Origin of the sequence: Ezakiella sp., assembly GCF_034180565.1 — a bacterium.
In the GTDB taxonomy this organism is placed as follows: Bacteria; Bacillota; Clostridia; order Tissierellales; family Peptoniphilaceae; genus Ezakiella.
Window position 1 is genome coordinate 131,044 of record NZ_JAXFOB010000010.1, and the last position, 18,373, is coordinate 149,416.

General features: G+C 35.7%; 17 protein-coding genes. 2 read left to right on the forward strand and 15 right to left on the reverse strand.

Going from position 1 to position 18,373, the window contains the following annotated elements; translation table 11 throughout:
- Positions 1–20: 20 nt before the first annotated feature.
- Positions 21–620, reverse strand: coding sequence for a superoxide dismutase (locus tag SPI61_RS02495; RefSeq protein WP_321136643.1), 600 nt, complete (start codon positions 618–620; stop codon positions 21–23).
- A 254-nt stretch (positions 621–874) separates the two neighbouring features.
- Here SPI61_RS02495 and tyrS point away from each other — a divergent pair, with 254 nt between their 5' ends.
- A complete protein-coding gene (tyrS, locus tag SPI61_RS02500) occupies positions 875–2,089 on the forward strand; it encodes a tyrosine--tRNA ligase (protein WP_321136559.1) in 1,215 nt (404 codons plus the stop codon).
- A gap of 33 nt (positions 2,090–2,122) precedes the next feature.
- Here tyrS and SPI61_RS02505 read toward each other — a convergent pair whose 3' ends face one another.
- The 4 genes from SPI61_RS02505 to lon all read right to left on the reverse strand — a co-directional run bounded on the left by SPI61_RS02505 (position 2,123) and on the right by lon (position 6,094).
- Entirely contained in the window at positions 2,123–2,416 is a 294-nt protein-coding gene (locus tag SPI61_RS02505) for a hypothetical protein (protein WP_321136560.1), read from the reverse strand.
- Positions 2,417–2,597: 181 nt separating this feature from the next.
- A complete protein-coding gene (locus SPI61_RS02510) occupies positions 2,598–3,173 on the reverse strand; it encodes a methyltransferase domain-containing protein (protein WP_321136561.1) in 576 nt (191 codons plus the stop codon).
- A 22-nt stretch (positions 3,174–3,195) separates the two neighbouring features.
- Positions 3,196–3,780: a ribosome biogenesis GTP-binding protein YihA/YsxC gene (yihA, locus tag SPI61_RS02515; protein ID WP_321136562.1), complete on the reverse strand. Its 585-nt coding sequence runs from the start codon at positions 3,778–3,780 to the stop codon at positions 3,196–3,198.
- Entirely contained in the window at positions 3,767–6,094 is a 2,328-nt protein-coding gene (lon, locus tag SPI61_RS02520) for an endopeptidase La (RefSeq protein WP_321136563.1), read from the reverse strand. Before lon ends, yihA begins: the two co-directional genes overlap by 14 nt.
- Positions 6,095–6,307: 213 nt before the next feature.
- Between lon and SPI61_RS02525 the strand changes: the two genes are divergently transcribed.
- Positions 6,308–7,009 carry a YdjY domain-containing protein gene (locus SPI61_RS02525; protein WP_321136564.1) on the forward strand — a complete coding sequence of 234 codons (702 nt, stop codon included), beginning with the start codon at positions 6,308–6,310 and terminating at the stop codon, positions 7,007–7,009.
- 617 nt (positions 7,010–7,626) lie between these two features.
- Here the strand turns inward: SPI61_RS02525 and SPI61_RS02530 are convergent.
- From SPI61_RS02530 to SPI61_RS02575, 10 genes are all read right to left on the reverse strand, one after another.
- Positions 7,627–10,089, reverse strand: a complete 2,463-nt coding sequence (locus SPI61_RS02530) for a hypothetical protein (protein ID WP_321136565.1) — start codon at positions 10,087–10,089, stop codon at positions 7,627–7,629.
- Between the two features lie 16 nt (positions 10,090–10,105).
- A complete protein-coding gene (locus SPI61_RS02535) occupies positions 10,106–11,551 on the reverse strand; it encodes a copper amine oxidase N-terminal domain-containing protein (RefSeq protein WP_321136566.1) in 1,446 nt (481 codons plus the stop codon).
- A gap of 702 nt (positions 11,552–12,253) precedes the next feature.
- Positions 12,254–13,078, reverse strand: coding sequence for a nucleoside hydrolase (locus tag SPI61_RS02540; protein ID WP_321136567.1), 825 nt, complete (start codon positions 13,076–13,078; stop codon positions 12,254–12,256).
- Position 13,079: 1 nt separating this feature from the next.
- The gene (locus SPI61_RS02545) at positions 13,080–13,211 is read right to left on the reverse strand and encodes a hypothetical protein (protein WP_321136568.1); all 132 of its coding nucleotides are present in this window, start codon (positions 13,209–13,211) and stop codon (positions 13,080–13,082) included.
- Positions 13,212–13,340: 129 nt separating this feature from the next.
- The gene (locus SPI61_RS02550) at positions 13,341–13,763 is read right to left on the reverse strand and encodes a C-GCAxxG-C-C family protein (protein WP_321136569.1); all 423 of its coding nucleotides are present in this window, start codon (positions 13,761–13,763) and stop codon (positions 13,341–13,343) included.
- Positions 13,764–13,767: 4 nt separating this feature from the next.
- A complete protein-coding gene (locus SPI61_RS02555) occupies positions 13,768–14,739 on the reverse strand; it encodes a (Fe-S)-binding protein (RefSeq protein ID WP_321136570.1) in 972 nt (323 codons plus the stop codon).
- A gap of 9 nt (positions 14,740–14,748) precedes the next feature.
- The gene (locus tag SPI61_RS02560; protein WP_321136571.1) at positions 14,749–15,435 is read right to left on the reverse strand and encodes a TIGR04283 family arsenosugar biosynthesis glycosyltransferase; all 687 of its coding nucleotides are present in this window, start codon (positions 15,433–15,435) and stop codon (positions 14,749–14,751) included.
- 15 nt (positions 15,436–15,450) lie between these two features.
- The gene (locus tag SPI61_RS02565) at positions 15,451–16,146 is read right to left on the reverse strand and encodes a TVP38/TMEM64 family protein (RefSeq protein ID WP_321136572.1); all 696 of its coding nucleotides are present in this window, start codon (positions 16,144–16,146) and stop codon (positions 15,451–15,453) included.
- Positions 16,112–16,831, reverse strand: a complete 720-nt coding sequence (locus tag SPI61_RS02570; protein WP_321136573.1) for a TVP38/TMEM64 family protein — start codon at positions 16,829–16,831, stop codon at positions 16,112–16,114. Before SPI61_RS02570 ends, SPI61_RS02565 begins: the two co-directional genes overlap by 35 nt.
- 1 nt (position 16,832) lies before the next feature.
- Positions 16,833–18,284 carry a TIGR04282 family arsenosugar biosynthesis glycosyltransferase gene (locus tag SPI61_RS02575; RefSeq protein WP_321136574.1) on the reverse strand — a complete coding sequence of 484 codons (1,452 nt, stop codon included), beginning with the start codon at positions 18,282–18,284 and terminating at the stop codon, positions 16,833–16,835.
- Positions 18,285–18,373: the final 89 nt, after the last annotated feature.

Below are 18,373 nucleotides of genomic sequence, written 5' to 3' on the forward strand. Positions count from 1 at the left end.
CTGTTTATTAAACCGGAATTTTATTTTGCGAATCTTTCTTCAACAACGCTCCAGTCAACAATGTCCCAGAATTTCTTTAGATATTCTGCTCTCTTGTTTCTGTAGTCAACATAGTATGCGTGTTCCCAAACGTCGTTGTTTAGAAGTACTTTATATCCTTTTGAAATCGGTGCATCTTGGTTTGCTGTGGTCATGATTTCGAGTTTTCCGTCTTTTTCTACGAGCCAAGTCCAACCTGAACCGAATTGTCCTGAGCCTGCTTTTTCAAATTTTTCTTTGAATTCTTCAAATGAGCCGAAAGCTTTGTCAATAGCTTCTTTCAATTCACCTTTCGGTTCTTTTTGTCCATCTTTTGCAAGTTGTTTCCAATAAACATTGTGGTTATAAACTCCACCGCCTTGATTGATTATTGCTTGTTTTTTATCTGCAGGAGCCTTGTCCAAGTTTTTCAAAATTTCACAAGGATGCATATCTGCGAGTTCCGTTCCTTCAATCAATTCATTTAGCTTGTTTACATAAGCTTGGTGATGTTTGTCGTGGTGATATTCGATTGTTTCCTTGCTGATAACCGGTTCTAATGCATCGTATGCATATGGTAATTTAATTAATTCAATCATTATAAATTCCTCCTTTAATGATTCTATTTAATTCTTACCCCACATATAGTAATAATAAACATTAAAAACTTGACAACTTGCAATTTATCATATATAATTTAATTACCGTTGATACGGACGGGACTTTTTATACAAGAAATATGTATACGTTTTACTTGCGTTAAAAGTTATAGAGATGGAATTATCCCATGAAGAAAGGTGGTACCGCGTTATGATGCCCTTTTATTCATGGGCTTTTATATTTTTAAGGAGGATTTATGAAACTAGTTGATGAATTAAGAGCGCGCGGTTTTATCGAACAAATGACATACCCTGAGGAGCTCGAAGAAAAATTAAATGATGGAAAACTAACATTTTATGCCGGATTTGACTGCACTGCAGACTCATTGACGGTCGGTCACTACCTATTAATTTGCCTTTTTAAACATTTACAAAAACATGGACATAAGGCAATTTGCATGATCGGTGGCGGCACAACGATGATCGGTGACCCGTCCGGAAGAAACGATATGAGAAGACTTATGACGAGAGAATTTATCGACCACAACGCGGAATGCTTCGAAAGACAACTTTCGAGTCTTTTAAATATGGACGGCGAACACGGAATTTTTATGAACAACAAAGACTGGCTTTTGGACCTCAACTTCCTTGATTTTGTAAGAGAAATCGGAACGGAATTCAGCGTAAACAGAATGCTCCAATTCGACTGCTACAAAACAAGACTCGACAAAGGTTTAACCTTCTTTGAATTTTCATATATGCTCATGCAATCCTACGACTTTTTGAAATTGTACAGAGAAGAAAATTGCACTCTTCAAGTCGGCGGAAACGATCAATGGTCAAATATGCTCGGCGGCTACGAACTTGTAAGAAAGCTTGAAAATGCAACTGTCTACAATATGACAATCCCACTTCTAACAACCGCCGACGGCGTCAAGATGGGAAAATCAATGGGCAATGCAATTTGGCTCGACAAAGAAAAAACTTCTCCATTTGATTTATATCAATACTTCAGAAATGTCGACGACAGAGACGTCATAAGATTTATGAAAGTTCTTACATTCCTTCCACTTGATGAAATTGAAAGAATCGAAAAGGAAGAAGACATCAACAGACAAAAAGAAATTCTTGCATATGAAATCACAAAGGATATTCACGGCAAAGAAGAAGCGGACAACGCTATAAACACAGCGCGCGCACTGTTCAGCGGAAAAATAAATGCCGAAAATATGCCGGAATTCGAACTTGATGCAACGAAAGCGGCTGACGGCATCGGTCTTCTAAATCTACTTGTCGAAACCGGAATCTGCAAATCAAACAGTGAAGGAAGAAACCTCGTCAAAGGCGGCGGCATCAGTATCAACGACGAAAAAGTAAGCGACCCGTCAATGACTGTTTCACTTGAAGAATTAAAAGATGAAATCATTATTCAAAAGGGAAAGAAAACATTTTTAAAAGTTTATGTAAAATAAAAAGAGAGCCTGTTTCATATTTGAACCAGGCTCTTAGTGTGTCTTTTTTTCAAAATTCAATTTGTATGTTATAAATCCGGAATAACCGAACATGAGAAATAGCAAGAGTGAAATTTCGACGATCCCCATCGTTCCGATGTCATCGGTCGCCTTCCTCACTTTGTTATATATAATTCCGATTATAGCTAAAACTCCTCCGAGATTTATCCAGCTAAGCCCCTTTAAAAAGCTTATAAAGTCGCTCTTTTTATAGAAATAGCTGACGAAATATAAAATACATACAATTAAATGTAAAAATATAAAAGTTAATGTAACTCGTCCTATCATATCACTTTTATTCTGGCTTTATCGCCAGAATTTTCCCCCTCTTTATAAATTCGTCAAGACCTTCGTGACCCCATTTGTTTAAATATTCCGGAGTCAGGTCTTCCTCGACTATTGTGTAAGGCATAAATCCGACTTTTTGAAGAATCGTCTTCAGAGCCTCTGAAGTTATAGAGCCCCCAACTCAAGTTGCGTGAAAAATCGGATCTGCGAGAATATTTTCCGGAAGACTCTTAATTTGAATTATATCACTAATGGAAACACGTCCGCCCGGCTTAAGCACTCTAAAAATTTCTCTATAAACTTTCTCTTTGTCTTCAAGAAGATTTATAACGCAGTTCGAAATGACAACGTCGAAAGTGTTGTCCGGAAGATTTATATCGTCTATATCCGACACAACAAATTCCGCATTGTTGAAATGTCTCTTGTCCCTTATAACATTTGCCTTTTCAATCATTTCCGGAAGTCTGTCAATGCCGACAGCTTTCCCCGTTCCGTTTAGCTCTCGCGCCGCCTTAAAAACGTCAACACCTTTTCCGCATCCCAAATCGAGAAGCCAATCCCCTTCCTTGAGTTTTGCGTTTTGAATCGGATTGCCGCAGCCGAGACCTAGGTCTCCGCCAAGTTCGATGTCCTCGTCGGTATATCCGAGAGAATAAGCGACCGCACGCTGCTTTTCTTCGTCGGAAATTCTATTGTTTTGAGCAATTTTTTTGTAAAATTCGTCTACATATTTTTTTGTATCGAATTTTTCAGTCATACCTATATCACCCCAAAATTTTTTAAACCATTTCGTCCAACTTTTCTCTCACTCTGTCTATTCCAAATTTGTTCAAACTTGAAAACGGTAGAATCTCATCCTTTGCATCCAGTTTTTTTCGAATTTTCGAAACTGCCCCCTGATACTTGCTTCTTGCAATTTTATCAGCCTTTGTCGCAACAATAAGACAATTGAATCCGAAATGCTTTATATAATCATACATCATCTTGTCATCGTTTGTCGGCTCGTGCCTTATATCGACCACAAGCACAATTCCCTTTAAATTTTTTCTGCTCTCAAGATACGTTTCGATATATGTCTTCCAATTCTCTTTTTCTTTTTGGGATGCAATCGCATATCCGTATCCCGGCAAGTCGACAAGTCGAATCTCTTCATTCACCCCATAAAAATTTATGGTTCTCGTCTTTCCCGGTTTTGAAGAAGTCCTCGCAAGCGATTTTCTGTTCATTATGCCGTTTAAAAGACTAGATTTTCCAACATTGCTTCGTCCGGCAAATGCAATTTCCGGCAAACTCTCGTCCGGATATTGGTCCGGTTTTACAGCAATTTGAACCAAATCCGCTCTTTTTATATTACTTAATGGCAATTTTAAACACCTCGCCTATATCCTTCACAAATTTAAACTCAAGTTTTTCTTTCACATCTTCCGGAATCTCTACCATATCTTTCTTGTTTTCTTCAGGAAGCACAACTATTTTTGCCCCCATTCTAAGAGCCGCCAAAACTTTTTCTTTCAGCCCTCCGATTGCCAAGACTCGGCCCGTCAAAGTGATCTCACCTGTCATTGCAACATTTCTGTCAACCGGTCTTTCCGTAAGCGCAGATAAAATTGAAACCGCAATCGTCACTCCCGCACTCGGCCCGTCTTTTGGAACTGCCCCTTCCGGCACATGAAGATGGATGTCCGTTTTCTTATAAAAATCTTCCTTGACGCCAAGCTTCTTCGCATTTTTTCGTATATATGAAACTGCCGCTGCTGCCGACTCTTTCATAACATCTCCAAGCTTACCGGTGAGAGTAAGTTTTCCTGTTCCCGGAGTTGCAATCGCTTCAACTTGAAGAGTTACCCCTCCGACACTCGTCCAAGCAAGCCCGTTTGTAACACCGATTTGGTCTTTCTTTCCAAGTTCATCAATTGTAAATCTTCTTGGTCCGAGCATCTCCTGTACCATATTTATCGTGACAGAAACCTTTTCTTTTTCTCCTTCGGCAATCTTTACCGCCGCTTTTCTTATGACAGATGAAATTTCTCTTTCGAGATTTCTGACACCCGACTCTCTTGTATAATACTCAATAATCTCTTTAATCGCACCCGGTGTGATGTTGAAATTTGTTGTATTAACTCCGTTGTTAGCCATTTGTTTTTTCACAAGATATTTTTCAGCTATTTTTTGTTTTTCATCATTTGTATATCCCGCAAGACGTATAACTTCCATTCTGTCAAGAAGTGCCGGCGGTAAATTTAAACTGTTTGCAGTTGTGACGAAAAACACCTGCGACAAATCGAAAGGAAGGTCCAAATAGTTGTCTTCAAAATCCTTGTTTTGCTCAGGATCCAAAACTTCCAAAAGTGCGCTTGCAGGGTCCCCTCTAAAATCCGAATTGACCTTGTCGATTTCGTCAAGTAAAAATACCGGATTATTTGAACCCGCTTTCTTCATGCCCGAAATAATTCTTCCCGGCATTGCACCGATATATGTTCTTCTGTGACCTCTGATTTCAGCTTCGTCTCTGATTCCACCAAGACTCATCCTAACAAAATCTCTATCGAGAGCCCTCGCGATACTCTTTGCGATGGAAGTCTTTCCAACTCCCGGAGGGCCTACAAATAGAAGAATGTTTCCCTTTGATTTGGGATTCAATTTTTTTACAGCCAAATATTCGAGAATTCTCTCCTTGATATCTGTTAAGCCGTAGTGGTCTTCGTTCAAAACCTTTCTTGCATATTCAAGGTCCACAGCTTCGTCCTTCGACTCTGTCCATGGTAAACTTAAAATCCAATCAACATAACTTCTTATAACTCCCGTTTCCGCTTGATTGAACGCATTTTGAGAAAGTCTTTTAACTTCCTTTAATGCCTTCTCCTCAACTTCCTTCGGCAAATTCTTTTCGGCGATTTTTTCCCTCAAATCGTCAACTTCAGCTTGAATATTTTCACCGTCGCCCAATTCATCTTGAATTACTTTAATTTTCTCGCGGAGATAATAATCCCTTTGAGTTTTATTCATTTGAGATTGAACCAACATATTTATCTCATTTTCAATTTTTAAATTTGCAATCTCTCTCAAAAAATACGTGTGGAGTAAAATAGCACGCTTTTCAAAATCGAGCTCACTTAAAACCTTTTGCGCTTCGCTCGTGCTTATTTGAATTGTAGAAGATGCAATGTTTATAACCTTCTCAGGGTCACTCTCTTCCATAAATTGCGCAATTGATTTTTCTGCAATTCTCGCATTCAATTTTGAATATTCTTCCACATCTTTTTTTATAAGCCTCAAAAGCGCTTCTCCTTCTTCCGCGAAATCAGAAAAAGCGTCTTCTCTCACTTCAAGCGCTTCGATATTTGCTTCAAAATAATCATTTGTTTCCGTAAATTCGGCTATACGTCCCCTCATTTTGCCGTCTACCAAAATTCTTATTCCGCCTTGTGGCATTTGACCGAATTGTTCAACAGTACAAATTGTGCCGTACTCATATAAATCATTAACTTTAGGATTTAAAATGTCCGCATGCTTTTGCGAAACCACGAAAATCATATTATTTTTATCACTTAAAACCTCAAGCGCCCTTGCACTTTTCGGACTGTCAATATCAAAATTGACAGTTGTATCCGGAAAAACCGTAATGCCCCTTAGCGCTATTATCGGCATATTTATCTTATTAATATTATATATACTCAAAAGAATTCCTCCTATAAATATCTGCATAAATATAAATCTTAAATCTTATTCTAACATATATTTACCCAATTTAAAAGTGCATAAATTACAATAAAATCTCTAATTCAAAGTTATATCCGACTAATCTTTATACATATTCATGAACAAGTGTTGCATTTTTTTCACATAGTGGTATAATATTTGGGAAGACATAAATTAGAAAAGGAGATCAAATTGAAAAGATTATTTTTAATTGCAGTAGCTGTAGTATTTTCATTCACAGCATGCACAAACAAACCGAAAGACGACAAAGTTGTCGACGAAACAAAAACGGAAACAACTGATACAACCGAAAACACTTCAACAGAAGAAAATACAATGGAAGTTTCCAAAGAAAACCCAATTGTTGTTGACAAAGAAGCTAAAACAATTTCCATTCTTGCAACAGTAAACGGAAAATATTTTGACGAAGTTACAAGACATATGGCAATTTCTGAAAGCGGCAAAATTGCCGACATGGCTCTCTTTAAAACACCTGTAACACCGACAGACTTCTACAACGGACTTCTTGAAATCGGTGCAAAAGCCGGAGACAATATGACAGCTGAAAATGCAGCAACAACTACAACTGAAGGAAGCAAGCTAAATGTAACTCTTTCATTCGGAGACAAAAAAGACGTTGACGTAAACGAAGCTGTTTTAGATTCAAACGGAACACCGCTCGACATTCGTTTCAGCGGCAACATGGACAATTCAAAAGAATTTAACACTGGTTGCATCACATGCCTCGACAGCTGCTTTGTAGGAATCACATCAAATGCTGCTTACCCACTTGGAGCTGTTGAAGAACAAAAGAGCGTTGAATTTAAAGGAAACAAAGACGTACTTCCTGCAGACGGCTCTGAAGTTGTTATAACTTATAAACTTGCAGACTAATAAAATAAATTCCATTGCAAAAAATCTTATACTCTCATACGTAATCGCCCTTTTAGTCGACATGGTTTCGACCTACAGCGTCTGGCTTCGCATGAGAATAAAAACTCCCATAATAATATGGGCAACATTTTTTGCGGCATTTATTATACTCACAATTTTTAAATTCAAAATAAACAAAAGCTTATTTCTACTGCTTGAGTTCACAACACTCATACTCGCAGCCATAGGAAATAAACTTTCTGTACTGATTTATGATATAAGAGACAGTTTCTTTTTAAAACTGCCGATATTAAAATCACTTTATATCATAATACCAATTTTTATTATAATGAATATATTTATGTTTTCAAAAGATAGAGCTTAGTTCTCTATCTTTTTTGTTTAAGATAATATGTAATTGAAATAAAAAACTAAATTAAATTAAATATCAAATACCTGAATCGTTATTTGGTTAATATCTATTAAAATCTTGCATTCGCATTGATAAAAAAATTAAAAATATAAAATTATTCACCATAACCATTTATAATAAACCGGTTATTAAATTTTATATGTAAAAAAGCCGTGCAAATCGGCAAAATTTATTATTAGTATGTATCAACTACATTTATAAAAAATTAAATATGAAAATCCCTCGACTTTCTAAAATCCGGTCTTGAGAAAGAGTCTTCCCACATATTTCCCACAACTCGAATCGAGCCGGAGTTGAATGCGTCAATCGTAAACCCAGGTCTTATGACCACCCTATTCATTGAATAAACATCATAATCACTACCACTTCTGTAGTCAAGATGAATATAATGAAGCGGACCAGGTCTATATGCTGGAATTAAATTCCTTTCACCTCTTGTTACCCAATATGCATGGTAATACCTATTTGGGTCAGAGCTTGATTCAAATTCAGTTTCCATTTGTATTGCTGAACCGTTTCTCGTAATTCTTCCACCGCTTATACCAGATTGTGTTCTGGTATTTCTTTGCAATCTCATAATGCTTGGATCATCTTCATTTGGCGATACAAATCTTGAAATTAAATCTCTATCAAATGTTGAGTTGACAATGTCGGCCCTAATTCTTTCATTTATATATCTTGAATTCTTGGATGATGACCTGTCAGGTGCATTTCTTGCACTATCAAATCTTACATTAGGGTCAAAGTTTTGCGTATTAGCTGCCAAACTTCTATTAAGTCTGATATTTGTGGTTTTGTTTGGTCTGACTAAATCTGATTGACCATTGAATTGTGGATTATCGTAATCAGTAATAATTCTCCATCTGTCTGCACTGTAGTTAAAACCATAACCTGATTTAACAGTATTTTCATCTCTATTTGAATTTGGTATAGGTCTTAATCTAGCTTGTGGAGTAGTTTTGTATGCTGTTGCGTGGTATTCATTATCCACACCGATTCTATACTTCCATTTTACACGCGGTGCATAAATTGGCGGTATTGAACCTCCTGGAGCACTGTCTCCCGTTTCCCCATCAGGCCATTCTTGGTGTTGATCGTCTGGAACTGTTCTACAGCAGGTGTGATATCTTGTTTCTTCGTGACATTCTCGATCCCAGTCTATGCATCTTCCATATTTATTTCTTTCTAAACATTCTCCTCTTACACATACCGTTTCTTCATAAGGGTCACAATTATATGTTTCTATCTTTGTTGCACCTTTTATATCACGTTGTTGAACTTTTTGATATCTATTGTGAATTGTTATATCATAACGTGGTTCAATCTTTAATTCATATGTTTCTTGACACTCAATGACTCTGGAATTTATTTCTTTCCATTCTCTTCCATCCAGATATCTGTGTTTCACAACAGGGTTTGGTGCATTGTTAAACACATTTATATTAGCATTTGAATTATATTTTCTAACAACGCTTTCATTTCTTGCTACTGCTGCTTTCCAAATATTAACTGATTCTGTCAATATATTATTAATTGAATACTCTTGGTCTAGCCATGAATCTAATTCAATTGTCATATGTTTTCTCACAGGCAATCCAGGAGATATTACTCCTTCTTGGAATGGGTTCCAATATTTTGATTCCAATTGCCATTTAGATGTCCATGTCGGTAGGTTAAATTGATTTACAAGTGCTTGCAATTTATTTTGTCCATTTTGTTGATTTACTTGTATTCTTCCCGATAATTGATTCATTTGTGTCATAGTTAATGTTTCGTTATATTGTCTAATATGTGGTCCGCACATATCTCTTTTGATTATTGTAGGGTCAGATAGGTTAGGACTGCTTGTAGTATATGACGATAAATAGTCTTGTCTTTCACTCTTTATGCAGACACCCACACTTGATGTACAGGTTTGATTATGTCCTGGAAAAGATTGTGCTTGTCTTTGAGCATGTTGATCGCAAATATCAGTTCCAGGATCTTCTTTACATACTTGTGTCGGTAGTTTTTGGACTTTATAGTTAATTGTAGCAGTAGATTTGCCATTATCTTGTTTTGCTTGGGCTTTCAATTTATTTGCATTGTTATTACTATTCTTTAAATCTGCTTCTCTTTTTGCCCACTCGACTGTTCCAGGTTTTAAGTTTGAGGCTTTTAGAAAATTATTAATACTAGTTTGACTGTTTGTATTAAGAGTATTATTAATTATGGCTTGAGCAGCTTTTTGTAAAATCATACCTTTTTGTGTGCCTGTAGATGTTGTACCGCTTCCTGTCATTTTACCGTTAGCGTCAATTTTGGTATCTGCGAACTTGTTGTCTCCTATTTGAACGTTTGTTGTATCTCCTGAGTGAGTGTTGGATTCTCTTCCATCGTAATAGGCATCTTTACCTGTTGTAGCACTATTCATATCATAGCTGCCTGCATCATTTACTTGGCCTGTAAATGTAAAAGTTTTTCCACCAGTTGCAGGATCTATTCCTGTAACTGTTACAGTTACATCTCCGAAAGTTTTGGATTCTCCGACCCCTAAACTGGTTAAGTCTGCCTCAATTTGAGTTTCAACTACATCACCTTCTATCATCTCGCATCCCGCTTTAATTGGTATTGAAATTATAGAAAGCAATAGTATTGAAACCAATACAAATATTATTTTCTTATTCATTTTTAATCACCTCTATTTATTTATGCAATTGCACCCATATATTATTTATCCCATAAGTTCCTTCTGCATATTTTATTTTATTTAACCATTCATCAATATTTATATCTGGAATATCCACTACATAAGAAAAATCATTACTTGAATAAAATACCTTATCTATAATTTTAGCTTTATATTTTTCACATTCTGCAGCAGATATTAAATATCCATCTGTCGTTATATAATATCCATTTAAAGACCCAAAACTAATATTGTATATATTCGGTAAATTACTTACACCATCTATATGTGCATCTAGTACGCCAGTGTAATCATACCACTTTGTATTGAATTTATCTATATTTTCAATATCATCTAATAAATACTTTATATATTCACTGTTTTTATCCATTTTTAGTTTTGTTGGGATTTGCTTTATTAGATTATTGTCTATTCTTCTGTGTTTATATTCCTCAAATAATCCATGTGGCATAAACATGACACTAAAATTAGGTTCTACGTATTGATATAATCCCGGTATTTGATATGTTTCTTTATTCATCTTTATTTGTTTTGCTTTCCATTTGTCATATACAGGATGTCCGTCTTGGAATGCTGCAAGTCCTACACGAGGGTCATTGCCACTTGGTCCGAATAGATTAAATCCACCCCATTCAGGTGACTTCTTTACATATTTAAATTTTGGTTGGGTTGTAAACTCTAGTGGCGTGCCTTTAAAATAGGTTACTGATCCATCTGAGTTATTTGTTACATCTGATTGATATATGTAAAAACTAGTATCTTTTTTAGGACTGTAATATACACCCGGGTCGGATGGTAACTCGTTTCTCTTTGGGATTTTTTGGCCGCTTGCCGTTACCCAGGATAGGTTTTCTGTATTAGTATTCGCCTTTGGCTTTGTATTGGTTTGTTGGGTGGTTGTTTGTCCTGTGCTGGCGCCCGGTGTTAGGGTTACTTCTTTGGTCTTTTGATTCCAGTCGACTTTGAAGCCCAATGTTTCGGCGATATTTCTTATAGGTAAGAAGGTTCTTGATATGGATGGGTCGACTTGGGCAGGCACATCTATGGTGACCATCTTGTCCCCGTCCCACATAACCGGTTTTCCTAGTGGGTAGGAGATTGTTTTTCCATCGTATATTATGTCCACGATTTTGCTCACTTGGTCCCATTCGATCTCTGCCCCTTCAATTGCATTTACCAAATCTCTTACGCCTACGCATGTTCTGCCTTCGACTACTCTTAGACCGTCTTTCATGTTTTGGTCTACCCTTGTTTTCTTTCCGTCTTTTTCAATAAAGAGTTTTATTTCTCCCTTGAAGTGTCCGATATCTTGTCTTACTTCTTTTACGTCTTTAAATGCACTTATTGCTTCCTGAGGAGCTGCCAGTACCCCTGTTGTCATCATTTGTCCTAAGACTAAAAGTCCGATTGCTGTTTTCTTTGTTTGCTTTTTAATATTCATAATGTTTTCCTCCTTAACATAAAAAAAGACTTTGATTTTATTTTCAAAGTTTTATAAGAAGGTTTTCAGTTTTACATAAAAAGAGTTTTTTAAGAATAAGAAAATAATATTTTTACAACAAAATAGGGTCGGCTTTAACCCCATAGTCAGGTTTTTATCCTGCTCGTTAAAGTGTTTTTTCACTTTGCCAAGTTTGATGAGCTTGGCGATCTTTATGGTCTGTGTTGCGACTCAAGACCGGATTTTTCATGTCCATTTTAAGCGTTTGCTTTTGAAAGTATTAAGTTTCATTGTTCTAGAATAAAATCAAAGTCTGTGTTATTTTTTGTTTGTATTTTTATTATACTATTTTTTACACTTTTATTCAAATTTTTCAGGTCGAAATGTTTCAATGTCATTATAAATCATTTTTATTGATTTATAATGACATAGGTTTTGCGTGTGTATGTTTTTGTGGTAGAAAATAAGGTGTAAGTGGATGATTTTCTTTTTGTGTATGAAAAAGGCTTTTTGTGGAATAAAAATTTTGTCGGTGGATGAATTTTAGTAAAAGTGTTATGTTTTTTTATAAAAGTAATTGTTTTTAATGTCTTATGTTTTGTAATTTTTTGTTTTATGTTTTAAATGCCGGTGTTTTATATTTTTTTAGCCTGAATTAGAATTTTATTTTTGTGTTTAAAAGTTGAGTTGAAAAAAAGAGACCTAGCGGCCTCCCTTTTCAATAACATTTATTATATATTCCATCGCATCAACATCTGTTACAAGTTCCGGCAAATTAACAATTGCATCGTTTCCTTCTTTTAATAATCCTCTCGCCATATTTTCCTTGAGCTCTATACTTCTCTTTTTATCTTCGAAAAATTCCGGATTTGTAATATAAAGTGCAGCAAGTGCATCCCAAAGCACAAGTTCCCTCTCCTGATAAATTATATCAAACTCTTCAGTCCATCTTATGAGCGAATCTTTCATATAATTCATATAACTCGATTTATATTTTGGATTTTCCGGAACGAGATATCTGTGAGCCATGCAATTATTTCCGGTTATGATGTTTATGTTTTTAATTTTACTGAAAACATAGTTTGTGGACAAATGGTCGATGCTGAAGTTCAGTTCATTCATAACTCGCCCCTTAAATTGGAGTTCACTTGTGATTCCGCCCATCAAAACAAGACTCTTTACTCTCGCCGGGTCCATGCCGAGTGTGAGGGCTCTTTGTGTGTTTGTGGTTGAGCCGAGCGACAAAATTATTATATCGTCTTCGGTATTTACCAAATCTCTCATATGTGTTGCTGCGTCAAGGCTGAAAATTCCGCCCTTATATAGCGGAACATCGATATTTAAATTCTCAATCATCTTCTTCGACGATTCATAGACCCTGTCCTCATTGCTGTTTCCGAAAGACGTTGTTATCATTTTTACATCGACATCTTTCGACGACAAAAGATAAAGACATGCAAATGCGTCGTCAAGGTCGCAACCTCTGACATTTATCGTGCAGTCAAAATCAATAATAACTTTTTTCATCTCAGTCCTCCAATTTTGTAATTGTTTTTATTTTAACACCCACTTTGTCTCCGACATTTCTTTTTTTCGAGTCGCGAACAACTAAATCTCTTTCACCTTTAAGCCTGTATTCATAATTCATTCCATGATACATTGCTTCTTTTATTAAATAGTCATCGCCTTCGACAATTTTAATATCCTGAGGTATGATGAGACCGTCTTCGAATATATTTTTCTCAATTGAACTGTAAAAAAATCTATAAATAATTAATATCTAATCATTTTAAATAATATTTTCAAGTGTGCTAATTGCTGTAAAAATCGCCTTACCGCAAACGCTTTCAAGAAGTCCTTCTTCCGCCGCTTTTTCTATATTGTTGTTTTCCATAACTTTCATTCCCAAAAGTTCATTGCAATTAGTCGAGCTCATTTTTTCTTTAAACTCGTTTTTAAATGCAAGTGTCTTTTTTGCAAGTTCAATTCTCTTGTTGAAATCTGTCGAGCCATATTTTAAACCGAGAACCATATATCCTGCTGTAACCGCTCCGCATTGTCCACTCTCATACATCCCCATCTCAAACGGACAGGAAATTTTAAGCGCGGTCTCTTCATCAAGCCCGAAGTCATCCGCGAAATAACAAAGAACAACTTGACTGCAATTGTATCCTTTTTTGCTCAATTCATCTATTTTTTCGTAATTCACCATATACCTACTTCCTTAAATTTTTAAATTTAAATCTCAATACATTTTTTCCATAACTTGATGAAGGTTCTTCTTTTACCTCCAAAATTTCAGTTAAAAAGTTTTTTACATTTTTAAGTTCATATCTGTTTTTAAATATTCCTGCACAAGAACTGCAATATGTGTACACGCTTTCAGCGTTGTGAGCATTCATCTTTTCCTTTGTTTTTTCCAAAAGATCAAGCTCTTTACTTGCCGCACCGCCGCCAAGGCCGCAACAATTCACATCAGTAAAAGTGTCATTGTAATCATCTATAAAATATTTAACGGATTCAAAAATCTCGTGGTTATATCTGTCGCTGCAAGGGAAAAACACATCCGGAACAACGTCGATTTTTTTGCCGATACCCTTTTCTTTTAAAAACTTATAAATGTCAATGACCTCAATGTCGAGTCTCGATTTTAAAAAGTGATAGCAGTTCGGACAACAGCACACCAGCCTTTTAACACCCTTGTCGCGACAAAGCTTTTCCACCTGTGATATATTCGCTTTCCCGCCCGATTCATAAACCGGCTTTTTGCAACAGTCTATACTGTAATCCATTCCCATATCTTTACAAATTTCTATAATTCTTTCACTTGTCTTCGGAAGAAAGCCCGGAAAATTACAACCGAGATAAAGTAAATCCGTAGATTTCTTTTTGCTGTTATTTCGAAGTTTGTAATTGTTTTTCATAAACTCCGTCTTAAAAGTTCTTTCAGGTGAACCTTTTCTCATCTCCGTTGCAATTTGAGCACCCGACAAATCTTTTGGACAAACCGCCCTGCATTTATCACAAAGAAAACACGAGTATCTATGCTCCGGCTTTTCTATAAATTCAAACAAATTCATATCGTATTTCGTAAGGAAATCACAGTTTTTTTTGCAAATATTACAATGAATGCATTCCTTTTTTGTCTTTTCTATCATATTTTCATCAACAAATTTTTCAAAACTCAAAATATCACCTCATTCGACCTTTCTGCCCTCATATTCTTCATAAATCTTTTCAATCAGATATTTCTCTTCTCCTTTTTTTCTAGCTCGTCTATATGTCTGTTGAAGATGCTGCATCTTTTTATTCGTTTCCCATCTTCCATTTTCCAAATATCTTCTGGAAGACGTTATAATAGGTAAATTTATTTGTCTAAGCGGTATCTCGTGTTCTTTAAGACAAATCGAAAGCTCATAGTCTTCCATTATGGGATATGGTTTATATCCTCCAATTTCATCAAAAAGTTCCCTTGTGATAAAAATTCCTTGATCTCCGAAAGCAATATTTCTGGAAAGCACTCTATAATTCGAGCAGAATTGTAAAATATTTTGCAAAAAATTTGTATCATCAAAATTTAATCTAAAACATCCCGCCTTCGCATTTGCATTTTCAATTGCAATAACACTGTCCGGATGTAAAATTGAATCTGCATGCACAAACCAAAGAATATCGCCTTTTGCATATTTAGCAGCTGCGTTCATTTGTTTTGAGCGAGATCGCGTCTCCCTTATTTTATTATATTTTATCAAATCATATGTATTGTCGGAAGAAAATCCATCGCTAAATAAAACCTCAAAATCTCCTTTTAAAGTTTTAAGGTTTTCCTGAAATCTTACTATATTTTTTTCTTCATTGTAAGTTGGAACAATTATCGATATCATTTCTCCACCGTCCGACTAATCGTTTTTTTCATTTTTTAAAAATAATTTTGAAATAATAGCCGAAATAATAACAAGCACAAGCAAAAAGCTAAGGCTTATAAAAAATTCTTTGCTCCCGACGTTTAAAACATTTTCACCGATATTTATAAAAACAATCACTCCCGGTAAAACCCCTGCAATTGTAGTTAATATATACGGTAAAAATTTAATTTCAGTGACTCCTGAAATATAGTTTACAAGATTATAGCTAAATATTGGGCTGAGTCTGATAATAAAAAGAACAAGTGCCAATACCTTTTGATTTGTACTTTGAAGTGCATTTCTAAGTTTCTCACTCATATGATTGTTCACAAAATTATGCACAAAATCTTTCAGTAAAAATCTTCCAATAAAATACATTATCGGTGTGTTAATAAGAACCCCAATCATGGTGTATAATGTGCCTTTGAAAAGTCCGAAAATAGTTCCACCGGCAAGCACTATGACCGGGACCGGAAAGAAAAATATCGGAAGAACCACAAAAGTCGCTATATATATTACCGCCGCCCAAGCCCCGTGACCAAGAACCCAAGTCTTAATTTCCTCAAGACTGATATTTCTTACCACGAAAAAGCTGGCGACGGCGATTGCGATAATTACCGCAATCTTTATATAGTTCATTCTTTTTTCTTCAATGCTATTTTGCGTTTTCTTTTTTTGCTTGTCTGTCATCGTAAATTTTCTTTCCTATATATGCAATCAAGCTGAGTGAGAAAAGTCCGATGAGACCATACATGAGAGCTTGAGCACCACCTGTCAATTGACCGCCGAAATATGAATATAAAATCGTTGCCGGCAATTGTCCGATACCTGTTGCAATAAAGAAACTCCAGAAGCTCATAGGTGTAAGTCCTGCTGCATAGCTTACAGGGTCAAAAGGTACAAATGGTAAAAGTCTACAAATCATAATTGACTGTTTGCCAAATCTTTCAAAGAACTTTTCAACTGATTGTAAAGCTCCTTCCGTTGCAAATTTTCTTACAACATCTCTTCCGAGAACTCTTGCAATATAAAAGCATATTGCAGCTCCTGCCATTGCAGATGTCCAAGAAAGGATTGCACCTTTCCACCAACCCCAAATCATTGAGTTTGCAAGTGTAATGAAAAATGCCGGAATAGGTGCGACAATTGATTGCAATATCATCAATAAGAATGAAACTGCAACAGCCCATGCGCCATATCCTCTTATATATTCTGCAATTTGCGCCATATCCGCTTGCGATAAAACTTTGAATGCGTCTTTAACTCCTCTGTTTACCGAAGGAACAAAAATACAAATAAGAACAACTGCGGCAATAACGCACAGCATTATTATTCTTTTTTTCGATTCCTTTGTAATGTTTTTTTCTTCGTTCATCTTAAACCTCCTCATAAAATATACTTAACATGTCTAAAAATTCCGGGCTCAAAAATTTATTAATCTTGTCCAGTGTCTCATCATTTTTGAGCGTTCTTTCCTTTGAATATTCAACCTTTGCCATAGAGCACCATGTCACTCCTCTAAGACTGTTGAACATCAAATACTTCATAAATTTCTTTCTATCGACGTGTCTGTACTTTTCGTACATCTCTAAAAACGACATCATCTCGTCGATTGAAAGAATAACATCAGTTTTCCAATTTGTGGTTGTAGGAACAAGAAAATGCGCCAAATCCTGCTCACACTCTCCAATAATAGGCTTTTCCCAATCTATAATTTTAGAATTATTGCCAATAATGAAATTCCTATTATTGAGCTCCGTGTTAATTATGCAAGGATTTTGAATTTCACTTTCAAGTCCGGAATTTTTTGCAATTTCCATAAATCTGTCGATTCTTTTTTCAGTTTCAGGATTTTTACCATCCCATGACTTATACACTGAATACATGGTTACAAACTCATCATACATAGTTTGAAACGGTCTCTCTGCATAAATTAAATCTGCATCTTGTATAAGAGTATTATGAACTTTTGCTAATAGTTCGGCAGCAATTTGAAAATCTCTATAATATTCAAGTGGTCTCCCTTCTATATATTCCATAGTAAGAAAGCCAAACGGGATAAATTTACCCTTTTCATAAAGCCTTATCGGCTTTGGAGTCACACCTGAATTTTCAAGAGCTTTCAATGCTCCATACTCGTATTCGATTTGTTTATCTCCAAGATGAAGTTGCGATGCGATGTTAATTCTTACAACCTTGTCGTCAATTTTGAAATTTATATTATACTCGCCGGCGCCGATTAGTTTCACATTGTCGCTGTCAAACTCCGCACCGACCAAATCGACAAGCTCGTCAACATCTCTGATTGTCGGAAGAAGATAGTATGATTTGTTAAAGAACTTTATCTTTTTTATAGTATCTTCCAAAACTCGCGGTGTCGAATAAATAATATCCATGAAAATATCAATCTGAGTTTTCATGCCTATAAGACCATATCCACCGTCTTTTGTTGGAGAAATTACCACATCATATTCATCAAGCTTGTCAAAAGCACAATTTATATCTTCAGTTGTCAAATTGTTTAAATCAGAACCTATCAAGACCACTTTGTCCGCAGTTTCCAGTTCTTGAAAAATTGCATTTCTCATGCGACGACCCAATCCATCACCAAATTGAAGAAGCTTCTTGCCGCCGATAAAATCAATATCATTTTTCTCACCGTCATAATAGACAACATAATCTTTTCCGGATGACTTTATTTTTTCATAATTATCATTTATTAAATTAATCATCAAGTCAAGGCACTCTTTATCATTAAGATACGGTTTTAATCTGGATTTTCCAAACCCGAGTTTCGGAGCCTTTGTAAAAAATATAATTCTGTCCATCTAAACTCCTCCTTCCAATCAACAACTTCTATATAAATAGCAATAAATCGCAAATAAAAACGGACTAAGAATTTTTGAAGTAGCAATTT

Bases quoted from the DNA above. Each gene is read 5' to 3' on its own strand.
- SPI61_RS02540 (WP_321136567.1), bottom strand. From the start codon at position 13,078: ATGAAAAAAGTTATTATTGATTTTGACTGCACGATAAATGTCAGAGGT.
- SPI61_RS02510 (WP_321136561.1), bottom strand. From the start codon at position 3,173: ATGACTGAAAAATTCGATACAAAAAAATATGTAGACGAATTTTACAAA.
- SPI61_RS02550 (WP_321136569.1), bottom strand. From the start codon at position 13,763: ATGGTGAATTACGAAAAAATAGATGAATTGAGCAAAAAAGGATACAAT.
- tyrS (WP_321136559.1), top strand. From the start codon at position 875: ATGAAACTAGTTGATGAATTAAGAGCGCGCGGTTTTATCGAACAAATG.
- SPI61_RS02530 (WP_321136565.1), bottom strand. From the start codon at position 10,089: ATGAATAAGAAAATAATATTTGTATTGGTTTCAATACTATTGCTTTCT.
- SPI61_RS02575 (WP_321136574.1), bottom strand. From the start codon at position 18,284: ATGGACAGAATTATATTTTTTACAAAGGCTCCGAAACTCGGGTTTGGA.
- SPI61_RS02570 (WP_321136573.1), bottom strand. From the start codon at position 16,831: ATGAACGAAGAAAAAAACATTACAAAGGAATCGAAAAAAAGAATAATA.
- SPI61_RS02565 (WP_321136572.1), bottom strand. From the start codon at position 16,146: ATGACAGACAAGCAAAAAAAGAAAACGCAAAATAGCATTGAAGAAAAA.
- SPI61_RS02535 (WP_321136566.1), bottom strand. From the start codon at position 11,551: ATGAATATTAAAAAGCAAACAAAGAAAACAGCAATCGGACTTTTAGTC.
- SPI61_RS02545 (WP_321136568.1), bottom strand. From the start codon at position 13,211: ATGTATCATGGAATGAATTATGAATACAGGCTTAAAGGTGAAAGAGAT.
- SPI61_RS02560 (WP_321136571.1), bottom strand. From the start codon at position 15,435: ATGATATCGATAATTGTTCCAACTTACAATGAAGAAAAAAATATAGTA.
- SPI61_RS02505 (WP_321136560.1), bottom strand. From the start codon at position 2,416: ATGATAGGACGAGTTACATTAACTTTTATATTTTTACATTTAATTGTA.